The sequence below is a fragment of the Variovorax sp. EL159 genome (assembly GCF_900100965.1).
Classification (GTDB): Bacteria; Pseudomonadota; Gammaproteobacteria; order Burkholderiales; family Burkholderiaceae_C; genus Variovorax.
The window spans coordinates 21499-39002 of the sequence record NZ_FMUJ01000003.1 but is presented as its reverse complement, the minus strand read 5'-3'; the positions used below and the strand labels follow the sequence as shown (position 1 = coordinate 39002).

The window sequence follows — 17504 nt, the reverse complement described above, 5'->3', positions numbered from 1 at the left end:
ATCCTTTTTTTCCTCGAACGATGTTATTCCATTCTTCCCTACGCAAGGAGCTGTCGCGCAGCTTCGGAGCGACCCTCGTGGTTCTGGTCACCATCGTGATGACCATGATGCTCATCCGTACCCTCGGGCTCGCGTCCAAGGGCAGTGTGAATCCGCAGGAGGTGTTCCTCGTGATGGCCTACACGGTGCTCGGCTACATGCCGACCATCCTGAGCCTGAGCCTGTTCATCGCCATCGTCGGGACGCTCTCGCGCATGTACCGCGACAGCGAAATGGTGATCTGGTTCTCCAGCGGACGCGGGCTGGTGGACTTCGTGAAGCCGCTGTTCCGCTTTGCCTGGCCGGTGCTGGTGCTGATCACCGCCATGGCGCTGATCGGCTGGCCATGGGCCAACTCGCAGACCATCGGCATGCGCCAGCAGTACGAGCAGCGCAGCGACATCGAACGCGTCTCGCCAGGAGAGTTCCGCGAGTCGGCCGGGCGCATCCGCGTCTTCTTCGTCGACAAGGAAACGCCGGGCGACGCCACGGCCACGAACGTCTTCATCTGGTCGATGGAAACCCTCAAGCAGGTCACCACGTCGGCACGCAGCGGCCACATCGACACCATCGGCGATAGCAAGTACCTGATCCTGGAGAACGGCCAGCGCCTGGAACGCCCCTTCACGCCGACCGAACCTCTCAAGATCAGCGAGTTCAAGACCTACGGCACCCGGGCCGGCGGCAGCTCCGGCCTGACCGACAACACGACGCCACCGCGCGCCCTCAACACCCTTGCGCTTCTTCGCGAACCCAACGACGCCAACCTCGGCGAACTGGGCTGGCGCCTCGGCATGCTGCTGGCCGCCATCAATTTCGTGTTGCTTGCGCTGACGGTGTCCAGCGGCAACCCGCGCGTGGGCCGCAGCGGCAACATGGTGCTGGCGCTCTTCGCGTTCATTCTTTACTACAACATGCTCAACCTCGGGCAGAGCTGGGTCAGCGCCGGGCGTTATGGCCTGGGCTCCTTCATGCTCCTGCTGCACGGCGGTGTGTTCCTCGCCGCCATGGTCTGGCTGACCCTGCGCAACAACAACTGGAGCCGCAAGAAGACAGTCCGCGCAAGCTTGCCGCAGACGCTCTCGCCTCCAAAGATCGACCCTACCTCGTGAAAACCATCCGACGCCTGATCTACGTCGAGGCACTGAAGGCCGTTGCCTTCGTGACGCTCGGCTTTCTGAGCCTGTTCTTCTTCTTCGACTTCGTCGACGAGCTTCAGTCCGTCGGCAGGCCGGAGAGCCTGGCCTACGGGCCGATGCAGGCGCTCATCTACGTCACGCTGATGATCCCGAACCACCTCTACGAATTGCTGCCGATCACCGTGCTGATCGGCTGCATCTTCGTGATGGCGCGGCTCGCGCAGAGTTCGGAATACACCATCCTGCGCACCAGCGGCCTGGGCCCCTGGCGTGCGCTGCGCACGTTGCTGCTGCTGGGCATGGGCTTCGTCATCCTGACCTTTGCGGTCGGCGACTACGTGGCGCCGATCTCCGGCCGCACGGGCCAACTGATCAAGTCGCGCTACCAGGGGACCTATTCGTTCGTCGGCAACACCGGCGCCTGGCTCAAGGAGAAACGCGACAACATGTCGTATGCGGTCAACGTGCTGTCGATTTCCCGCGACGGCGAACTTCGCAATGCGCGCATCTTCGAGTTCGACCCGAACGGCTACGTGAACAGGCAACTGGCCGTCAGCAGCGCGCGCATCTACGACGGCCACTGGGTGCTGTCGGACATCGAGCAGCAGGACTACGACACGAGCGGCAAGAACGACACCGCCCACATCACCACCACCAAGATCCCGCAGATGGACTGGCCCACCTCGCTGACCGCCGAAATGGTGTCGGTCGCGCTGCTGCGGCCGGACCGCATGAGCACCATCGACCTGTTCGACTACATCCGCCACCTGGATGCCAACGGCCAGACCGCGCAGCGCTACGAGATCGAGTTCTGGCGCAAGGTGTTCTACCCGCTCTCGTGTCTGGTGATGGTGGTGCTCGCCCTGCCCTTTGCCTACCTGCACTTCCGCCAGGCCGGCATCACCACCTACGTGTTCGGCGGCGTGATGATCGGCATCAGCTTCTTCCTGCTGAACAACGTGTTCGGCTACCTCGGCAATCTCAGCAACTGGTCGCCATGGCTGACGGCCGCCGCGCCGGGAATGATCTATTCGGTGATGTCGTTGACGGCCTTCAGCTGGCTGGTCTTGCGAAGATGACCCCCGCCGGATCGGTGCTGGGCATCGTCCTGCTGGCGCACGGTTCGCGCGACGAGCGCTGGCGCCAGCCGATCGAAGCCGTGGCCGCGCGCGTGTGCCAGTACGCGCCCGACGCCCGCGTGACCTGCGCCTACATGGAACTGGCCACGCCCGACCTGCCGACGGCAACCGCCGCGCTGATTGCCAGCGGCGCGCGTGCCATCCGCGTGGTTCCGCTGTTCCTGGGCATGGGCAAGCACGCCCGCGAAGACCTCCCGCTGCAGATCGAGGCGCTGCGGCAGCGCTGGCCCGACATCGACTTCACGCTCGCCCGCATCGTGGGCGAAGAGCCCGAACTGGTCGACCTGCTGGCCAAAATTGCCATCAAATCCTGAACATCCGGCAATTTCGATAGATTCCGAAGGCATAATGAATTCCGCAATAAGACGGAATTTGATATGAATCTGCATCAGTTCAAGTTTGTTCAGGAAGCCGTGCGGCGCAACCTGAACCTCACCGAGGCGGCCAAGGCGCTGCATACCTCGCAACCGGGCGTCTCCAAGGCGATCATCGAACTCGAGGAAGAGCTGGGCGTCGAAATCTTCGCGCGCCACGGCAAGCGGCTCAAGCGCGTGACCGAACCGGGCCAGCACGTCATCGCCAGCATCGAACTGATCATGCGGGAGGTCGGCAACCTCAAGCGCATCGGCGAACAGTTCAGCGCACAAGACAGCGGCACCCTTTCGATTGCCACCACCCACACCCAGGCCCGCTACGTGTTGCCGGTGCCCGTGGCCAACCTGCGCGAGGCGTACCCGAAGGTCAACGTCAGCCTGCACCAGGGCTCGCCCGACCAGGTGGCGCGCATGGTGATCGACGAGATCGCCGAGATCGGCATCGCCACGGAGTCGCTCGACGGCTATGCCGAGCTGGTGACGCTGCCCTGCTACGAATGGCAGCACGTGCTGGTGCTGCCCAAGGACCATCCGCTGGCGGCCAAAGAGCGCGTGTCGCTCGAAGACCTGGCGAGCGAACCGATCATCACCTACCACCCGTCGTTCACCGGCCGCACGCGCATCGACCACGCCTTCGCGCAGAAGAAGCTCACCCCGCGCATCGCGCTCGAGGCGATCGACTCCGACGTGATCAAGACCTACGTGCGCCTCGGGCTGGGCGTGGGCATCGTGGCCGAAATGGCGGTGCGCGACGAGTCGAATGCCGACCTCGTGGTGCGCCCGATGGGCCATGTGTTCGGCCAGAATATTGCGCGTGTCGCCTTCAAGCGCAGCGCCTACCTGCGCAACTTCGTCTTCAAGTTCGCAGAACTGCTGTCCGACCGGCTCGACCGCAACCTGATCGCCAAGGCCCTGAGCGGCCATCAACAAGACTACGAGCTATAGGATCACCCCCAGTCTTCGCGCACTTCGTGTCGCTACGCCACCCCCCTTCCAGGGGGCAACACCAGCGGCCCGGCAAAGCCGGTTCCGCGGTGTTCCACGAAGGAGTGCGAGGCGGCAGAACATCCGAACCTACGACCACCATGAGTACCGTTCTTTCTTCTCCCCGCACGCCCGGGATCACCACTAAGCTGCCGGCTGTCGGCACCACCATCTTCACGGTCATGTCGACGCTGGCCGTCGAGAAGAACGCGGTCAACCTGGGCCAGGGTTTTCCGGATTTCAACTGCGATCCGAAGCTGCTCGAAGACGTGACGGCCGCCATGGCCGCGGGCCATAACCAGTACCCGCCGATGCCCGGCATCCCGGCACTGCGCGATGCCATCTCGGCCAAGATCTCGGCGCTCTATGGCCACAGCTACAGCGCGGCCACCGAGATCACTGTCACCGCCGGCGCCACGCAGGCCATCATCACGGCCATCCTCGCCATCGTGCGGCCTGGCGACGAAGTGATCGTGCTGGAGCCCTGCTACGACAGCTACGTGCCCAACATCGACCTGGCCGGTGGCCGCGTGGTGCGCGTGCCGCTGGTGCCCGGCACCTTCCGCCCCGACTTCGACAAGATCGCAGCCGCGCTCACGCCGCGCACACGCGCGATCATCATCAACACGCCGCACAACCCGAGCGCCACGGTCTGGACCGACGCCGAGATGCGCAAGCTCGAAGAGCTGCTCGCGCCGACCGACGTGTTCGTGATCGCCGACGAGGTCTACGAGCACATGGTCTTCGACCAGGCGCGGCACGAGAGCGTGGCGCGCTACCCCGGCCTTGCGGCACGCAGCTTCATCGTGAGCAGCTTCGGCAAGACCTACCACGTCACCGGCTGGAAGGTGGGCTTCGTGGCCGCGCCGGCGCCGCTGATGGCCGAGTTCCGCAAGGTGCACCAGTTCAATGTGTTCACCGTCAACACGCCGATGCAGCACGCACTGGCACGGTACATGGCCGACCCGAAGCCGTACCTCGAACTGCCGGCTTTCTACCAGCGCAAGCGCGACCTGTTCGCCGCCGGCCTGGCCGAGAAGACGCGATTCAAGCTGCTGCGCAGCGAAGGCAGCTACTTCCAGTGCGTCGACATCTCGGCCGTGAGCGATCTGTCCGAGGCCGATTTCTGCCTCTGGCTCACCAGCGAGATCGGCGTGGCGGCGATCCCGCTGTCGGCCTTCTACGGCGATGGCTTCGACCAGCGCGTGGTGCGCTTCTGCTTCGCCAAGAAAGACGAGACGCTGCTCGCCGCGCTGGACCGGCTCGCGCGGCTCTGACGTCGGCAACCGCCCTGCAGCAGGCAACACTGGCATGACGATGAATCGTCCGCGTTGGGTCTTGTTGCTGCTGGGTGCGTCTTTCTTCGTCGCGGGCGTGGCAGATGCATTCCTTCCGCCGCTGCGGGGCAAGGACTACACCGTGGTCGATGTCGTCCATGCCTTCGTCATCGGGGCGCTGTGCTACACGTGGTGCAGGGCCGAAGCGCTGGCACGCGGCGTCGTCCCGCCCGGCCGCTCGGCGCTGGTCGCCGGCCTCTTCCCGTTGCTGGGTCTACCGATCTACTTCTTCCGTACGCGCCCCTGGCGACTCGCCCTGGTGGCCACGCTGTGGGCGCTCGGTTTTCTGCTCGCGGGCCTCCTGCTCTCGGCCGCGGGCACCTTGCTGACCGAGCAGGTGCTGGTCCGAAGATAGGCCTCGCGGTACTGCGCCTGCCTGCAAGCGAGCCGGCAAAGCGCCGACACCGCAGTAGGACGGCCCTGACCGTCGGAGGGCCGCCCCTCCCGCGCTTCATGCCCCTGGAGACGATGAGCATCAAGGCTCGTCACAACAACGTCCCAGGAGAAAACATGTCGCTCTCGTTCATTCTGTTGATCGTCCTGATCCTGATATTGATAGGCGCACTGCCGAGCTGGGGCTACAGCCGGTCATGGGGCTACGGGCCCAGCGGCGGCCTGGGGCTGGTGGTGCTGATCGTGGTGATCCTCGTGCTCATGGGACGCATATAGGCCCATCGCATCCCCCCAATGAAAAAGCCCGCGCTGCGGGCTTTTTCTTTGTCTTGTGGCACCGGCCCCGTCAGGCCTGCAGTTGCGCCCAGGCCTTGTCCAGCCGCTTCACGCTCACGGGTTGCGGCGTGCGCAGCTCCTGCGCGAAGAAGCTCACGCGCAGCTCTTCGAGCAGCCAGCGGAACTCGAGCATGCGGTCGTCCACCACGCCCTTGCGCTCCGCCACCAGGCGCCAATAGCGCTGGTCCTGCGGGCGCAGTTCGGACAGCTTGGCGGTGTCGCGCGCAGGGTCGGCGCGCAGCTTGTCGAGCCGCAGCACGATCGCCTTCAGGTAGCGCGCAAAGTGCTGCAGCTGCGTCCAGGGCGCATCGGCGATGAAGCGCTTGCCGACCAGCCGTTGCAGTTGCTGCGCGGCGTCCTGCACGGCTTCGGGCTGGATCTTCGTGTCCTTGATCTTGCGTGCGGCGGCGGCGTACTCGACGAGGATGATCGACGCGAGCCGCGCCACCTCGTTGGCGATCAGCGTGAGGCGGCCACGGCCCTCTTCGAGCCGCTTCTTGAAGGCGAACTCGTCGGTGGGCAGAGGCTCCTGCAGGAAGGCTCGGTCGATCGCCACGTCGATGATCTGGGTGCGCAATTCTTCAGACGTGCCGAGCGGCATGTAGGCCACCGACATCTTCTGCAAGTCGGGAATGTTCTTCTCGAGGTACTTGAGCGCGTCTTTCAGCTGCAGCGCGAACAGGCGGCGCAGACCGGCGCGGTGCTTGGCGGCGGCCACGGCCGGCTCGTCGAACACCTCGATGGTCACGGCGTCGCCTTCATCGCGCAACGCAGGGAAGCCGATCAGCGATTGCGAGCCACGGCGCACTTCCATCAGCTCGGGCAGCTCGCCGAAAGTCCAGGTCGTGTAACGCTGGCCTGCGGGCAAGGCCGCGACGGCCGGCTCGGCCGCGGCATTCTTCTTCGCGCTTGCCTGCGGCTGCCCATCGGCCGAAGCCGCTGTCTTCTTCTCGGGTGACGCCTTGACGTTGAGCCCCGCCAGCGCCTGGAACGCACCGCGTGCCTGCGCACCCAGCTCCGCCTTCAGCGCACCAAGGTTGCGCCCCATGCCGAGCTGCCGCCCGTGCTCGTCGATCACGCGCAGGTTCATGAACAGGTGCGGCGGCAGCATATCGAGCTTGAAGTCGGCGCGCTTGACGTCGATGCTCGTCATGTCGCGCACGCGCTTGAGCAGCACATCGGTCAGCGAACCGGTGCCGAACAGTTCGGGCACCGACAATGCCTCGGCCAGCTTCGACGCCGACTCGGGCAGCGGCACCAGCCGCGAACGCGGACGCTGCGGCAGGCTCTTGAGCAGCGCCTGGATCTTGTCCTTGAGCATGCCGGTCACGAGCCACTCGCAACGCTCTTCGCTCACCTGGTTGAGCACGAACAGCGGCACGCTGACGGTCAGGCCGTCTTTCGCGTCGCCGGGCTCGTGTAGGTAGCTGGCGGCGCAATCGACACCGCCGAGCCGCAGGGTGGGCGGGAACGACTGCGTCGTGATGCCCGCCGCCTGGTGGCGCATCAGCTCATCGCGCGTCAGGTACAGCAGACGCGGCTGCTCCCTCGATGCGTGGCGATACCAGTTCTCGAAGGTGATGCCGCTGGCCACGTCGGCTGGCAGTTGCGCGTCGTAGAAGGCAAAGATCAGTTCGTCGTCGACCAGCACGTCTTGCCGGCGCGATTTGTGCTCCAGCCCCTCGACCTCGCGCACCAGCTTGCGGTTGGCCGTGAGAAATGGGAACTTGCTTTCCCACTGGCCGCCGACCAGTGCTTCGCGGATGAAGATCTCGCGCGCCGCGACCGGATCGACCTTGGTGAAATCAACGCGGCGCCCGCTGTAGACCACCAGCCCATACAGCGTGGCCCGCTCCAGCGCGGAAACCTGCGCGCCCTTCTTCTCCCAATGCGGATCGAGCAGCTGCTTCTTCAGCAGATGGCCCGCCACCTGCTCCAGCCACTGCGGTTCGATGTTGGCGATGCCGCGACCAAACAGGCGCGTGGTCTCGACCAGCTCGGCCGCAACGATCCAGCGACCGGGCTTCTTCTTCAGGTGAGCACCTGGGTGCTTGTAGAACTTGATGCCGCGCGCACCGAGGTAGGCCTCGTCGTCTTCCAGCTTCCAGCCGACGTTGCCCAGCAGGCCCGCGAGCATCGACAGGTGCAGCGGCTCGTAGCCCGCAGGCTCGGCATTGATGCGCCACTTGTGCTCGGTCACCACCGTGAGCAGCTGCGAGTGAATGTCGCGCCATTCGCGCACGCGGCGGATGTTGATGAAGTTCTGCCGCAGCAACTGCTCGTACTGGCGGTTGCTGAGCTTGTGCGTGTCACCGTGGCCGCCGCGTGCGTCGGCGATCCATTTCCACAGCCGCAGGTAGCCGCTGAATTCGCTCTTCTCGTCGTCGAACTTCGAATGCGCCTGGTCGGCCTGCTGCTGGGCTTCCATCGGCCGGTCGCGCACGTCCTGCACGCTGAGGGCGGAGGCGATGACAAGCACTTCTTCGAGCGCGCCGCGCGTGCGGGCCTCCAGGATCATCCGGCCCACGCGCGGATCGAGCGGCAGCTTGGCCAGCTCGGCACCGGTGGCCGTGAGTTCGTTGGCGTCGTCGACCGCGCCGAGTTCGTTGAGCAACTGGTAGCCGTCGGCGATGGCGCGCGGCGACGGCGCTTCGAGGAATGGGAAGCGCGCCACGTCGCCCAGGCGCAGCGACTTCATGCGCAGGATCACGCCCGCGAGTGAGGAGCGCAGGATTTCCGGATCGGTGAAGCGCGGGCGGCCTTCGAAGTCTTTCTCGTCGTAGAGGCGAACGCAGATGCCGTTGGCCACGCGGCCGCAACGGCCCGCGCGCTGGTTGGCGGCAGCCTGGCTGATTGGCTCGACCAGCAGCTGCTCGACCTTGCTGCGGAAGCTGTAGCGCTTGACGCGCGCCGTGCCGGTGTCGATCACGTAACGGGTGCCCGGCACGGTGAGTGATGTCTCGGCGACGTTGGTGGCGAGCACGATGCGCCGGCCCGTGTGGCTGTCGAAGATGCGGTCTTGCTCAGGGCCCGACAGGCGCGCGAACAGCGGCAGCACCTCGGCGTTGCGAAGCAGCGGCTGGTGGCTCAGGTGGCGGCGCAGGTGGTCGGCCGCCTCGCGAATTTCGCGCTCGCCGGGGAGGAACACGAGGATGTCGCCCGCGTTGTGCGGGTCGCGCCAGAGTTCGTCGACGGCATCGGCGATCGCGTCGTTCAGGTCATGCTCGCGCGATTCCTCGAACGGGCGATAGCGCTGCTCCACCGGAAAGGTGCGGCCCGACACGTAGATGATCGGCGCCGGTCCCTTGGCCGACGCGAAGTGCTGCGCGAAGCGATCGGCGTCGATGGTCGCCGAGGTCACGATCACCTTCAGGTCGGGACGGCGCGGAAGAATCTCGCGCAAGTAGCCGAGCAGAAAGTCGATGTTCAGCGAGCGCTCGTGGGCCTCGTCGATGATGAGCGTGTCGTAGGCCTTGAGCAGCGGATCGGTCTGCGTCTCCGCGAGCAGGATGCCGTCGGTCATGAGCTTGACCGAGGCGTCGCGGCTCAGGCGGTCCTGGAAGCGCACCTTGAAGCCGACCACATCGCCCAGCGGCGTCTTCAGCTCTTCGGCGATGCGCTTGGCCACCGAGCTCGCGGCGATGCGGCGCGGCTGCGTGTGGCCGATCAGCCGGCCCTTGCCCGGCTCGGCATTGAGCTTGCCGCGGCCAAGAGCCAGCGCGATCTTCGGCAGCTGCGTGGTCTTGCCCGAGCCTGTTTCACCGCAAACGATCACGACCTGGTTCGCCAAGATGGCGGCCATGATTTCGTCGCGCCTGCCCGAGACAGGGAGCGATTCGGGGAATTCGATGCGAAGGGGTGTCGTGGTCGTCAAGGGAAGGCAGTCGTCGTCGGTCGCGTGCGCCGCCTGCACGAGGGCAGGCAGGCAAACCGTCGATTATCGACGGCCACCGCGGTTGTTGCACGACATCCACAGCGCGCGGCTTCGTTGCAACACGCGGCGTAAATAGTCTTTACTCCGCCGCAAACCGCCACTACGATCGCACCCCATGTCCTATCGCCTTGCCCCCACCACCTTGCGCCGTCGCTGCGCAAGCCATGCGCTCGCCGCGCATGGACGGGTCAAGTTGCCTCGCCCGGCCTGAAGCCCGCGCCCTTGTGCGCGCTTCGAGCACAGAAGCGCCGCAACTGAATCCCACAGCGTCTGCCTGCCGTGTCCTTCACCCCGAAGGAGCGGCCGCTTTTTCGTACCTGTTCGTTTCATAAAAAAATCATGTCCAAAGACATTCATTCCGACCTGCATGCCCAGCTCTCAGAGCGCACGCGGCACCTGCAGACCGTCGCCGAAGCGCTGAAGACCGAGCTCTTCGGCATCGACGACATCATCGATCGCGTGATCGATTCGCTGCGCGCCTGGTATGTGCTACCCCAGCTCATCAGCCGCCCCGTCATCGTCTGCCTCTGGGGCCTGACCGGCACCGGCAAGACGCAGCTGGTGCGCAAGCTCGCGCAGCACCTGGGCTTCTACGACCGCTTCATCGAAGTGCAGATGGACGGCTTCAGCCACGGCTCGGGCTACCACAGCCGCGGTTCGATCTCGGCCATGCTGGCCGAATCGGGCATTGCCGAGGGCACGCCGGGCATCCTGGTGCTCGACGAGTTCCAGCGCTTTCGCACCGTCGACAACGGCGGCCACGACGCCAAGGTCGAGCGCTACCAGGACGTGTGGGCACTGCTGTCCGATGGCCGCCTGCCGCCCGCGCTGTCGATGCTGGGCGAGATCGAATCGTCGCTCGCCCAGGCCGAGTTCGTGCAGGACCGCGACGGCCCCGCCGACAAGAAGAAGGACGGCAAGAAGCGCAAGCTGCACCTGTCGCCCTGGGAGGCACGCGAAGTGAAGCGCTGCCTGAAGCTGTCCGAAACCCTGCTGCAGATCATGGCGTGGAAGCCCGCCGAGGTGCACGCGCGCCTGCGCGCCTTCCGCGACACGCAGCAGAGCTGGGAAACCGACTACAGCAAGCTGCTGGTGTTCGTCTCGGGCAACCTCGACGAGATGTACGCCGAGACGGCGCAGCGCGTCGAAGACTGCGACACCGACGCCGACATCTTCCATGCGCTGACCAAGAAGCTCTCGGTCATCGACGTCAAGAAGGCGCTGGCCGAGCGCTTTCGCCCCGAGCAGATCGCGCGCCTTGGCAACAACCACGTGATCTACCCCTCGTTCAACCGCGCGACCTACGTGCGCCTGATCCTGTCGATCTGCGACCGCTACGTGGCCGAGATCCAGGAAAGCTCGGGCGTGCGCTTCGTGCTCGACGCCAGCGTGTACGAGCAGATCTACGCCAACGCCGTGTTCCCGGCGCAGGGCACGCGCCCGCTGTTCTCGTCGATCCACGCGATCCTGAGCGCGACGCTGGTCAACGCCGCGCTGTGGGCGCTGGAGCACGGCGCCAACGGCAGCGAGCCGGTGTGGCTGACGCTGGACCCCGACGTCCCGTGCATCGCGGCCAAGTACCGCAAGGCGCGACGACAGTTCCCGATCGCGCTGGAACTCAACCGCCTCAAGCAGCGTTCGAGCGAAGACTTTCGCGCCCTGCTCGCCGTGCACGAGGCAGGCCACGGCGTGATCTACGGCGTGCTGTTCGGCCGCGCACCGCAAGAGATCAAGATCAACGTGGCCTCGTTCGAGGGCGGCTACAACAGCTACGAGCAGCGCAAGACCTGGTCGAAGGAGAACCTGCGCGACCGCATCTGCGTGAGCCTGGCAGGCCGCGCGGCCGAGCAACTGGTGTTCGGCGAGCAGGCCTGCACCTCGGGCGCGTCGCAGGACTTCATGCAGGCCACGTCGAACGCCGCGCAGTACGTGCGCCACTTCGCCTTCGGCACGCGCCTGAGCCGCACCGACGTCGCCAACGACCCGAACGACAACCTGAACACCGATCTGGAGGCCACCAACCCCGAGATCGAGGCCCTGCTGACGCAGGAGCATGCGCGCGCGCTGGCGCTGCTCAAAACGCACACGCCGGCGCTGATGGCGGTGGTCGATGCGCTGATGCGCGAGGGCTCGATCGCGCCCGCCGAACTGGCGGCCATGCTCGGCCTGCCGGCATCCGTGCCCGGCGAGTCGACCGACGCCTACGCCGCGCTGCTGGCGGAGTTCCGTTCGCAGGTGGCCGCCGTCCCGGCACCGGCCCGCGCCAGGGGTCCGAAGGCCAGTGCGGCCCGGGTGCTCAAGGCCCTGGCCTGAGTCAGGCAAATCTCGCTCCATGAATGCACAATCACGCCCCATGTCCACCGTCTTCAATTTCACCTTCGTGCCCTGGTTCCGCTCGGTCGCGCCCTACATCCACACGCATCGCGGTAAGACTTTCGTGGTCGGGCTGGCGGGCGAGGCCATTGCGGCGGGCAAGCTGCAGAACATCGCGCAAGACTTGGCGCTGATCCAGAGCATGGGCGTCAAGATCGTGCTGGTGCACGGCTTCCGCCCGCAGGTCAACGAGCAGTTGGCCGCCAAGGGCCACCAGGCGCAGTACTCGCACGGCATCCGCATTACCGACGCCGTGGCGCTCGACTCCGCGCAAGAGGCCGCCGGCCAGTTGCGCTACGAGATCGAAGCCGCCTTCAGCCAGGGCCTGCCGAACACGCCGATGGCCGGCTCGACGGTGCGGGTGATCTCGGGCAACTTCATCACCGCGCGCCCCGTGGGCGTGGTCGACGGCGTCGACTTCAAGCATTCGGGGCTGGTGCGCAAGGTCGACGCAGCCGGCATCCGCCGCACGCTCGACTTCGGCGCGATGGTGCTGATGTCGCCCTTCGGCTTCTCGCCCACCGGCGAGGCCTTCAACTTGACGATGGAAGAGGTCGCCACCAGCGTCGCCATTTCCATCCAGGCCGACAAGCTGATCTTCTTGACCGAGATCCCGGGTATCCGCATGGACAGCGAGCTGCCCGAGAGCGAGGACAACCCGATCGACACCGAGCTGCCGCTGGACGCCGCCGAAAAGCTGCTCGCCTCGCTGCCGCCCGCGCAGCGCCCGACCGACACCGCCTTCTACCTGCAGCACTGCGTGAAGGCCTGCAAGGCCGGCGTGGAGCGCAACCACATCCTGCCCTTCGCGCTCGACGGTTCGCTGCTGCTCGAGATCTATGTGCACGACGGCGTCGGCACCATGGTGATCGACGAAAAGCTCGAAAGCCTGCGCGAAGCCTCGGTCGACGACATCGGCGGCATCCTGCAGCTGATCGAGCCCTTCGAGCGCGACGGCACGCTGGTCAAGCGCGACCGCACCGAGATCGAGCGCGACGTGGGCCACTACACGGTGATCGAGCACGATGGCGTGATCTTCGGCTGCGCGGCGCTCTACCCCTACCCCGAGGCGAAGACGGCCGAGATGGCGGCGCTGACCGTGTCGCCGCAATCGCAGTCGCAGGGCGACGGCGAGCGCATCCTCAAGCGCATCGAGCACCGCGCCAAGGCCATGGGCCTGGAAAGCATCTTCGTGCTCACCACGCGCACCATGCACTGGTTCCTCAAGCGCGGCTTCCAGCAGGTCAACCCCGACTGGCTGCCCGAAGCGCGCAAGCGCAAGTACAACTGGGACCGCAAGAGCCAGGTGCTGGTCAAGAAGATCTGACGAACCGCTGAAAACCCCGACGAAGGAGATTGCCCCGATGACGCTCGCCACCGCCCTGCTCTTCGCCATCGTGGCCTTCGCCGCCATCGCCACGCCCGGCCCCACCGTGCTGCTCGCGCTCAGCAACGGCTCGCGGCACGGCGTGCGGCGGGCCCTGCCGGGCATGCTCGGCGCGGTGCTGTCGGACTTCGTGCTGGTCGGCGCCGTGGCACTCGGCCTCGGCGCGCTGTTGGCGGCGTCGGAGTTCTGGTTCTCGATGCTGAAGTGGGTTGGCGCGGTGTACCTGGCGTGGCTCGGGCTGCGCATGCTGCGCTCCAAGGGCGGCTTCCAGTTGCCGACCGCCGATGCCGCCGCGTCGGTGACGGCGGGCGAAAGCCGCCGGATCTTCTTCAAGTCCTTCCTGGTGGCGGTGACCAACCCCAAGGGCTACATCTTCTGTTCGGCGCTGCTGCCGCAGTTCATCGACCCTTCGGCTGCGCAAGCGCCGCAGTACCTGATCATTGCCGTGATCTTCGCGGGCCTGGACATGACGGTGATGCTGGCCTACGCCTTCGTCGGAGCCCGCGCGATCCGTCTGCTGACGGTGTCGGCCACGCGCTGGATCGACCGTGCGTGCGGCGGCATGCTGCTGGCGCTGGCCGGCTCGCTGGCCTTCTACCGGCGCAGCGCGACCTGATACCGATCAGTCGGCCCATGTGGTCGACTGGTGGTCGGGGCCACGACGCTGACATTTGTCAGTAGCCGCTTCGCCGGGAGCGGTAACAGGTGTCACCGATAATCCCGGGCATGAATCCCTTGCTTTCCAGGTTGCAGCCCTATCCCTTCGAGCGGCTGAAGCAACTGTTCGCGGGCGTCACGCCCAACCCCGAGTTCCCGGCCATCAGCCTTGGCATCGGCGAGCCCAAGCACGCGACGCCCCCCTTCATCAAGGAAGCACTGAGCGCCAGCCTCGGCTCGCTGGCCGCCTACCCCGCCACCGCAGGCGACCTGAAACTGCGCACGGCCTTCACCGACTGGCTGAAGACCCGCTACAGCCTCGCGCTCGATCCGGCCACGCAGGTGCTGCCCGTCAACGGCTCGCGCGAGGCGCTGTTCTCGCTGGCCCAGACCGTGGTGGACGCCACCGTCTCGCCGCAGCCGGTGGTGATGTCGCCCAACCCGTTCTATCAAATCTACGAGGGTGCCGCGCTGCTCTCGGGCGCCGAGCCGTACTACGTGCCCAGCGTGCCGTCGCGCAACTTCGCGGTCGACTGGGACAGCGTGCCCGAGGCCATCTGGGCCCGCACCCAACTGGTGTTCGTCTGCTCGCCGGGCAACCCCACGGGTGCCGTGATGGCCCTGGACGAATGGAAGAAGCTCTTCGACCTGTCCGACCGCCACGGCTTCGTGATCGCGGCCGACGAGTGCTACAGCGAAATCTACTTCCGCGACGAGCCCCCGCTCAGCGGCCTTGAGGCCTCGGTGAAGCTCGGCCGACCGGATTTCAAGAACCTGATCGCCCTCACCTCGCTGTCCAAGCGCAGCAACGTGCCCGGCCTGCGCAGCGGCTTCGTGGCCGGCGACGCGGCCATCATCAAGAAGTTTTTGCTTTACCGCACCTACCACGGCAGCGCCATGAGCGGCACCGTGGCGGCCGCCAGCATCGCGGCCTGGGGCGACGAAGCGCACGTGATCGAGAACCGCGCCAAGTACCGCGCCAAGTTCGCGGCCGTCACGCCGCTGCTCGAACCCGTGCTCGACGTGCGCCTGCCCGACGCCAGTTTCTACCTCTGGGCCGGCGTGCCCGAAGTGTGGGCTGGCGACGACGAAGCCTTCGCCCGCGCGCTCTACGCTCAATACAATGTGACGGTTTTGCCGGGGAGCTATCTGGCCCGCGATACGGCGCACGGCGCCAATCCTGCGAACCCAGGCAAAGGCCGCATCCGCATGGCGCTGGTGGCCGAAACGGCCGAATGCGTCGAAGCCGCCGAACGCATCGTCCGCTTCGTCAAAGACGGCCGCCGCTGACCCTTCGCCCCGCTTCCCTGCCCCATTTTTCACCCGAGACTTTCTCCATGACACAGCAACTGCAACAGATCATCGACGCCGCGTGGGAAGACCGCGCCAACATCTCGCCCGCCGCGGCCCCCGCCGAAGTGCGCGACGCCGTCGAGCACGTGATCACCGAGCTCAACAACGGCAAGCTGCGCGTGGCCACCCGCGAAAGCGTCGGCAAGTGGACCGTGCACCAGTGGATCAAGAAGGCCGTGCTGCTGTCGTTCCGCCTGAAGGACAACGAACAGATGCAGGCCGGCTCGCTCGGCTTCTACGACAAGGTCGCGACCAAGTTCTCGCACCTGTCGGCCGGCGAGCTGAAGGAATCGGGCGTGCGCATCGTGCCGCCAGCCGTGGCCCGCCGCGGCAGCTTCATCGCCAAGGGCGCGATCCTGATGCCCTCGTACGTGAACATCGGCGCCTACGTGGGTGAAGGCACCATGGTCGACACCTGGGCTACCGTGGGTTCGTGCGCACAGATCGGCGCCAACGTGCACCTGTCGGGCGGCGTCGGCATCGGCGGCGTGCTCGAGCCGCTGCAGGCCGGCCCGACCATCATCGAAGACAACTGCTTCATCGGCGCCCGCTCCGAAGTGGTCGAAGGCGTCGTGGTCGAAGAAAACTCGGTGCTCGGCATGGGCGTGTACCTCGGCCAGAGCACCCCGATCTTCAACCGCGAAACCGGCGAAACCACCTACGGCCGCGTGCCGTCGGGCAGCGTCGTCATCAGCGGCAACCTGCCCAAGAAGACCAAGTCGGGCCAGGACTACAGCACCTACGCCGCGATCATCGTCAAGACGGTCGACGCGCAGACGCGCTCCAAGACCAGCCTGAACGACCTGCTGCGCGACTGATCGCAGCCGGCCTTGCGCCACGACTGATCCTTCCCCTTAGAAAAACAGCACCCGAGGAGAGAGACCGATGAACATGATGGAGCGAATTCTTCGTTTGATGGCCGAGCGCAAGGCCTCCGACATCTACCTCTCGGCCCACTCTCCGGTGCAGATCCGGATCAACGGCAACTGCGTGCCCATCAACGCGCAGGTGCTGCCGCCCGCGGCGCCGCTTGCGCTGCTGGCCGAGGTGGTGCCTGCCGCGCGCATCCAGGAGCTGGAAAGCACGGGCGAGCTGAACGTGGCCATCGCCCTCGAAGGCGCGGGCAACTACCGCATCAGCGCCATGCGCCAACGCGGCAGCTACGCGGTGGTGGTGCGGCATATCGCCTCGAAGATCCCGAGCTTTGCCGACCTGAACCTGCCCGACATCCTCAAGACGCTCATCATGGAAAAGCGCGGGCTGATCCTGATGGTGGGCGCCACCGGCGCGGGCAAGACCACCACGCTGGCCTCGATGCTCGACTACCGCAACGAAAACGCGAGCGGCCACATCCTCACGGTCGAAGAGCCGATCGAGTTCACCTACACCAACAAGAAGTCGCTGGTGAACCAGCGCGACGTGGGCAGCGACACCGCCTCGCTGCAGGTCGCGCTCAAGAACGCGTTGCGCCAGGCGCCCGACGTGATCCAGATCGGTGAAATCCGCGACCGCGAAACCATGAGCGCCGCGATTGCCTATGCGCAATCGGGCCACCTCTGCGTGAGCACGCTGCACGCCAACAACAGCTACCACGCGCTCAACCGCATTTTGAGTTTCTACCCTGTCGAAGTGCGCCCCACGATGCTGGGCGACCTCGGCTCGGCGCTGCGTGCCGTGGTGTCGCAGCGCTTGCTGCGCACGCCGGCCGGCGCCCGCGTGCCGGCGCTCGAAGTCATGCTCAACACCGCGCTGGTGGCCGAGCTGATCGAAAGGGGTGATTTCTCCGCCGTCAAGGAGGCCATGGTGCAATCAATGGCCGAAGGCTCGCAGACCTTCGAGGAAGACATCGCGCGCCTCATCATCGAAGAGCGCGTGACGCGCGAAGAAGGCCTGGCCCAGTCCGACTCGCCCACCAACCTGCTGTGGCGCCTGCAGAACCGCGCCGCTCCCAAGCCGCAAGCCGACGACCGCAACCTCACGGACCAGGTCGACGAACCCACCTTTACCGACATCACGCTCGACGTGAAGTTCTGAACCCAGCCTTTCCGGCTTTTCTCCG

General features: G+C 65.9%; 14 protein-coding genes. 13 read left to right on the top strand and 1 reads right to left on the bottom strand.

Annotated elements, in window-relative coordinates; translation table 11 throughout:
- The first annotated feature begins 20 nt into the window (after positions 1-20).
- The 7 genes from lptF (at position 21) to BLQ28_RS12290 (ending at position 5681) form a co-directional block, all read left to right on the top strand.
- The gene (gene lptF, locus BLQ28_RS12320; protein WP_093239532.1) at positions 21-1151 is read left to right on the top strand and encodes an LPS export ABC transporter permease LptF; all 1131 of its coding nucleotides are present in this window, start codon (positions 21-23) and stop codon (positions 1149-1151) included.
- A complete protein-coding gene (lptG, locus tag BLQ28_RS12315) occupies positions 1148-2257 on the top strand; it encodes an LPS export ABC transporter permease LptG (RefSeq protein WP_093239530.1) in 1110 nt (369 codons plus the stop codon). Before lptF ends, lptG begins: the two co-directional genes overlap by 4 nt.
- Positions 2254-2631 (top strand): sirohydrochlorin chelatase, encoded by a 378-nt coding sequence (locus BLQ28_RS12310; protein ID WP_093239528.1) that lies wholly within the window; start codon positions 2254-2256, stop codon positions 2629-2631. The genes lptG and BLQ28_RS12310 overlap by 4 nt, the downstream gene beginning before the upstream one ends.
- Before the next feature lie 63 nt (positions 2632-2694).
- A complete protein-coding gene (locus tag BLQ28_RS12305) occupies positions 2695-3636 on the top strand; it encodes a CysB family HTH-type transcriptional regulator (RefSeq protein WP_093239527.1) in 942 nt (313 codons plus the stop codon).
- Positions 3637-3776: 140 nt separating this feature from the next.
- Complete coding sequence (locus BLQ28_RS12300; RefSeq protein ID WP_093239525.1) at positions 3777-4952, top strand: pyridoxal phosphate-dependent aminotransferase; 1176 nt, start codon at positions 3777-3779, stop codon at positions 4950-4952.
- A 40-nt stretch (positions 4953-4992) separates the two neighbouring features.
- Positions 4993-5367, top strand: a complete 375-nt coding sequence (locus tag BLQ28_RS12295; RefSeq protein ID WP_256327277.1) for a rard protein — start codon at positions 4993-4995, stop codon at positions 5365-5367.
- Between the two features lie 155 nt (positions 5368-5522).
- Entirely contained in the window at positions 5523-5681 is a 159-nt protein-coding gene (locus tag BLQ28_RS12290; protein WP_093239522.1) for a DUF3309 family protein, read from the top strand.
- Positions 5682-5751: 70 nt separating this feature from the next.
- Here the strand turns inward: BLQ28_RS12290 and hrpA are convergent, their stop codons facing one another.
- A complete protein-coding gene (gene hrpA / locus BLQ28_RS12285; RefSeq protein ID WP_256327276.1) occupies positions 5752-9543 on the bottom strand; it encodes an ATP-dependent RNA helicase HrpA in 3792 nt (1263 codons plus the stop codon).
- A gap of 471 nt (positions 9544-10014) precedes the next feature.
- Between hrpA and BLQ28_RS12280 the strand changes: the two genes are divergently transcribed.
- From BLQ28_RS12280 to BLQ28_RS12255, 6 genes are all read left to right on the top strand, one after another.
- Positions 10015-11988, top strand: coding sequence for an AAA family ATPase (locus tag BLQ28_RS12280; RefSeq protein ID WP_093239520.1), 1974 nt, complete (start codon positions 10015-10017; stop codon positions 11986-11988).
- Between the two features lie 40 nt (positions 11989-12028).
- A complete protein-coding gene (argA, locus tag BLQ28_RS12275; RefSeq protein ID WP_093239519.1) occupies positions 12029-13375 on the top strand; it encodes an amino-acid N-acetyltransferase in 1347 nt (448 codons plus the stop codon).
- A 37-nt stretch (positions 13376-13412) separates the two neighbouring features.
- Complete coding sequence (locus BLQ28_RS12270; RefSeq protein WP_093239517.1) at positions 13413-14051, top strand: LysE family translocator; 639 nt, start codon at positions 13413-13415, stop codon at positions 14049-14051.
- A 110-nt stretch (positions 14052-14161) separates the two neighbouring features.
- Complete coding sequence (dapC, locus tag BLQ28_RS12265; RefSeq protein ID WP_093239516.1) at positions 14162-15382, top strand: succinyldiaminopimelate transaminase; 1221 nt, start codon at positions 14162-14164, stop codon at positions 15380-15382.
- A 47-nt stretch (positions 15383-15429) separates the two neighbouring features.
- Positions 15430-16263, top strand: a complete 834-nt coding sequence (gene dapD / locus BLQ28_RS12260; RefSeq protein ID WP_093239514.1) for a 2,3,4,5-tetrahydropyridine-2,6-dicarboxylate N-succinyltransferase — start codon at positions 15430-15432, stop codon at positions 16261-16263.
- 67 nt (positions 16264-16330) lie between these two features.
- Positions 16331-17479 (top strand): PilT/PilU family type 4a pilus ATPase, encoded by a 1149-nt coding sequence (locus tag BLQ28_RS12255; RefSeq protein WP_093239513.1) that lies wholly within the window; start codon positions 16331-16333, stop codon positions 17477-17479.
- Positions 17480-17504: the final 25 nt, after the last annotated feature.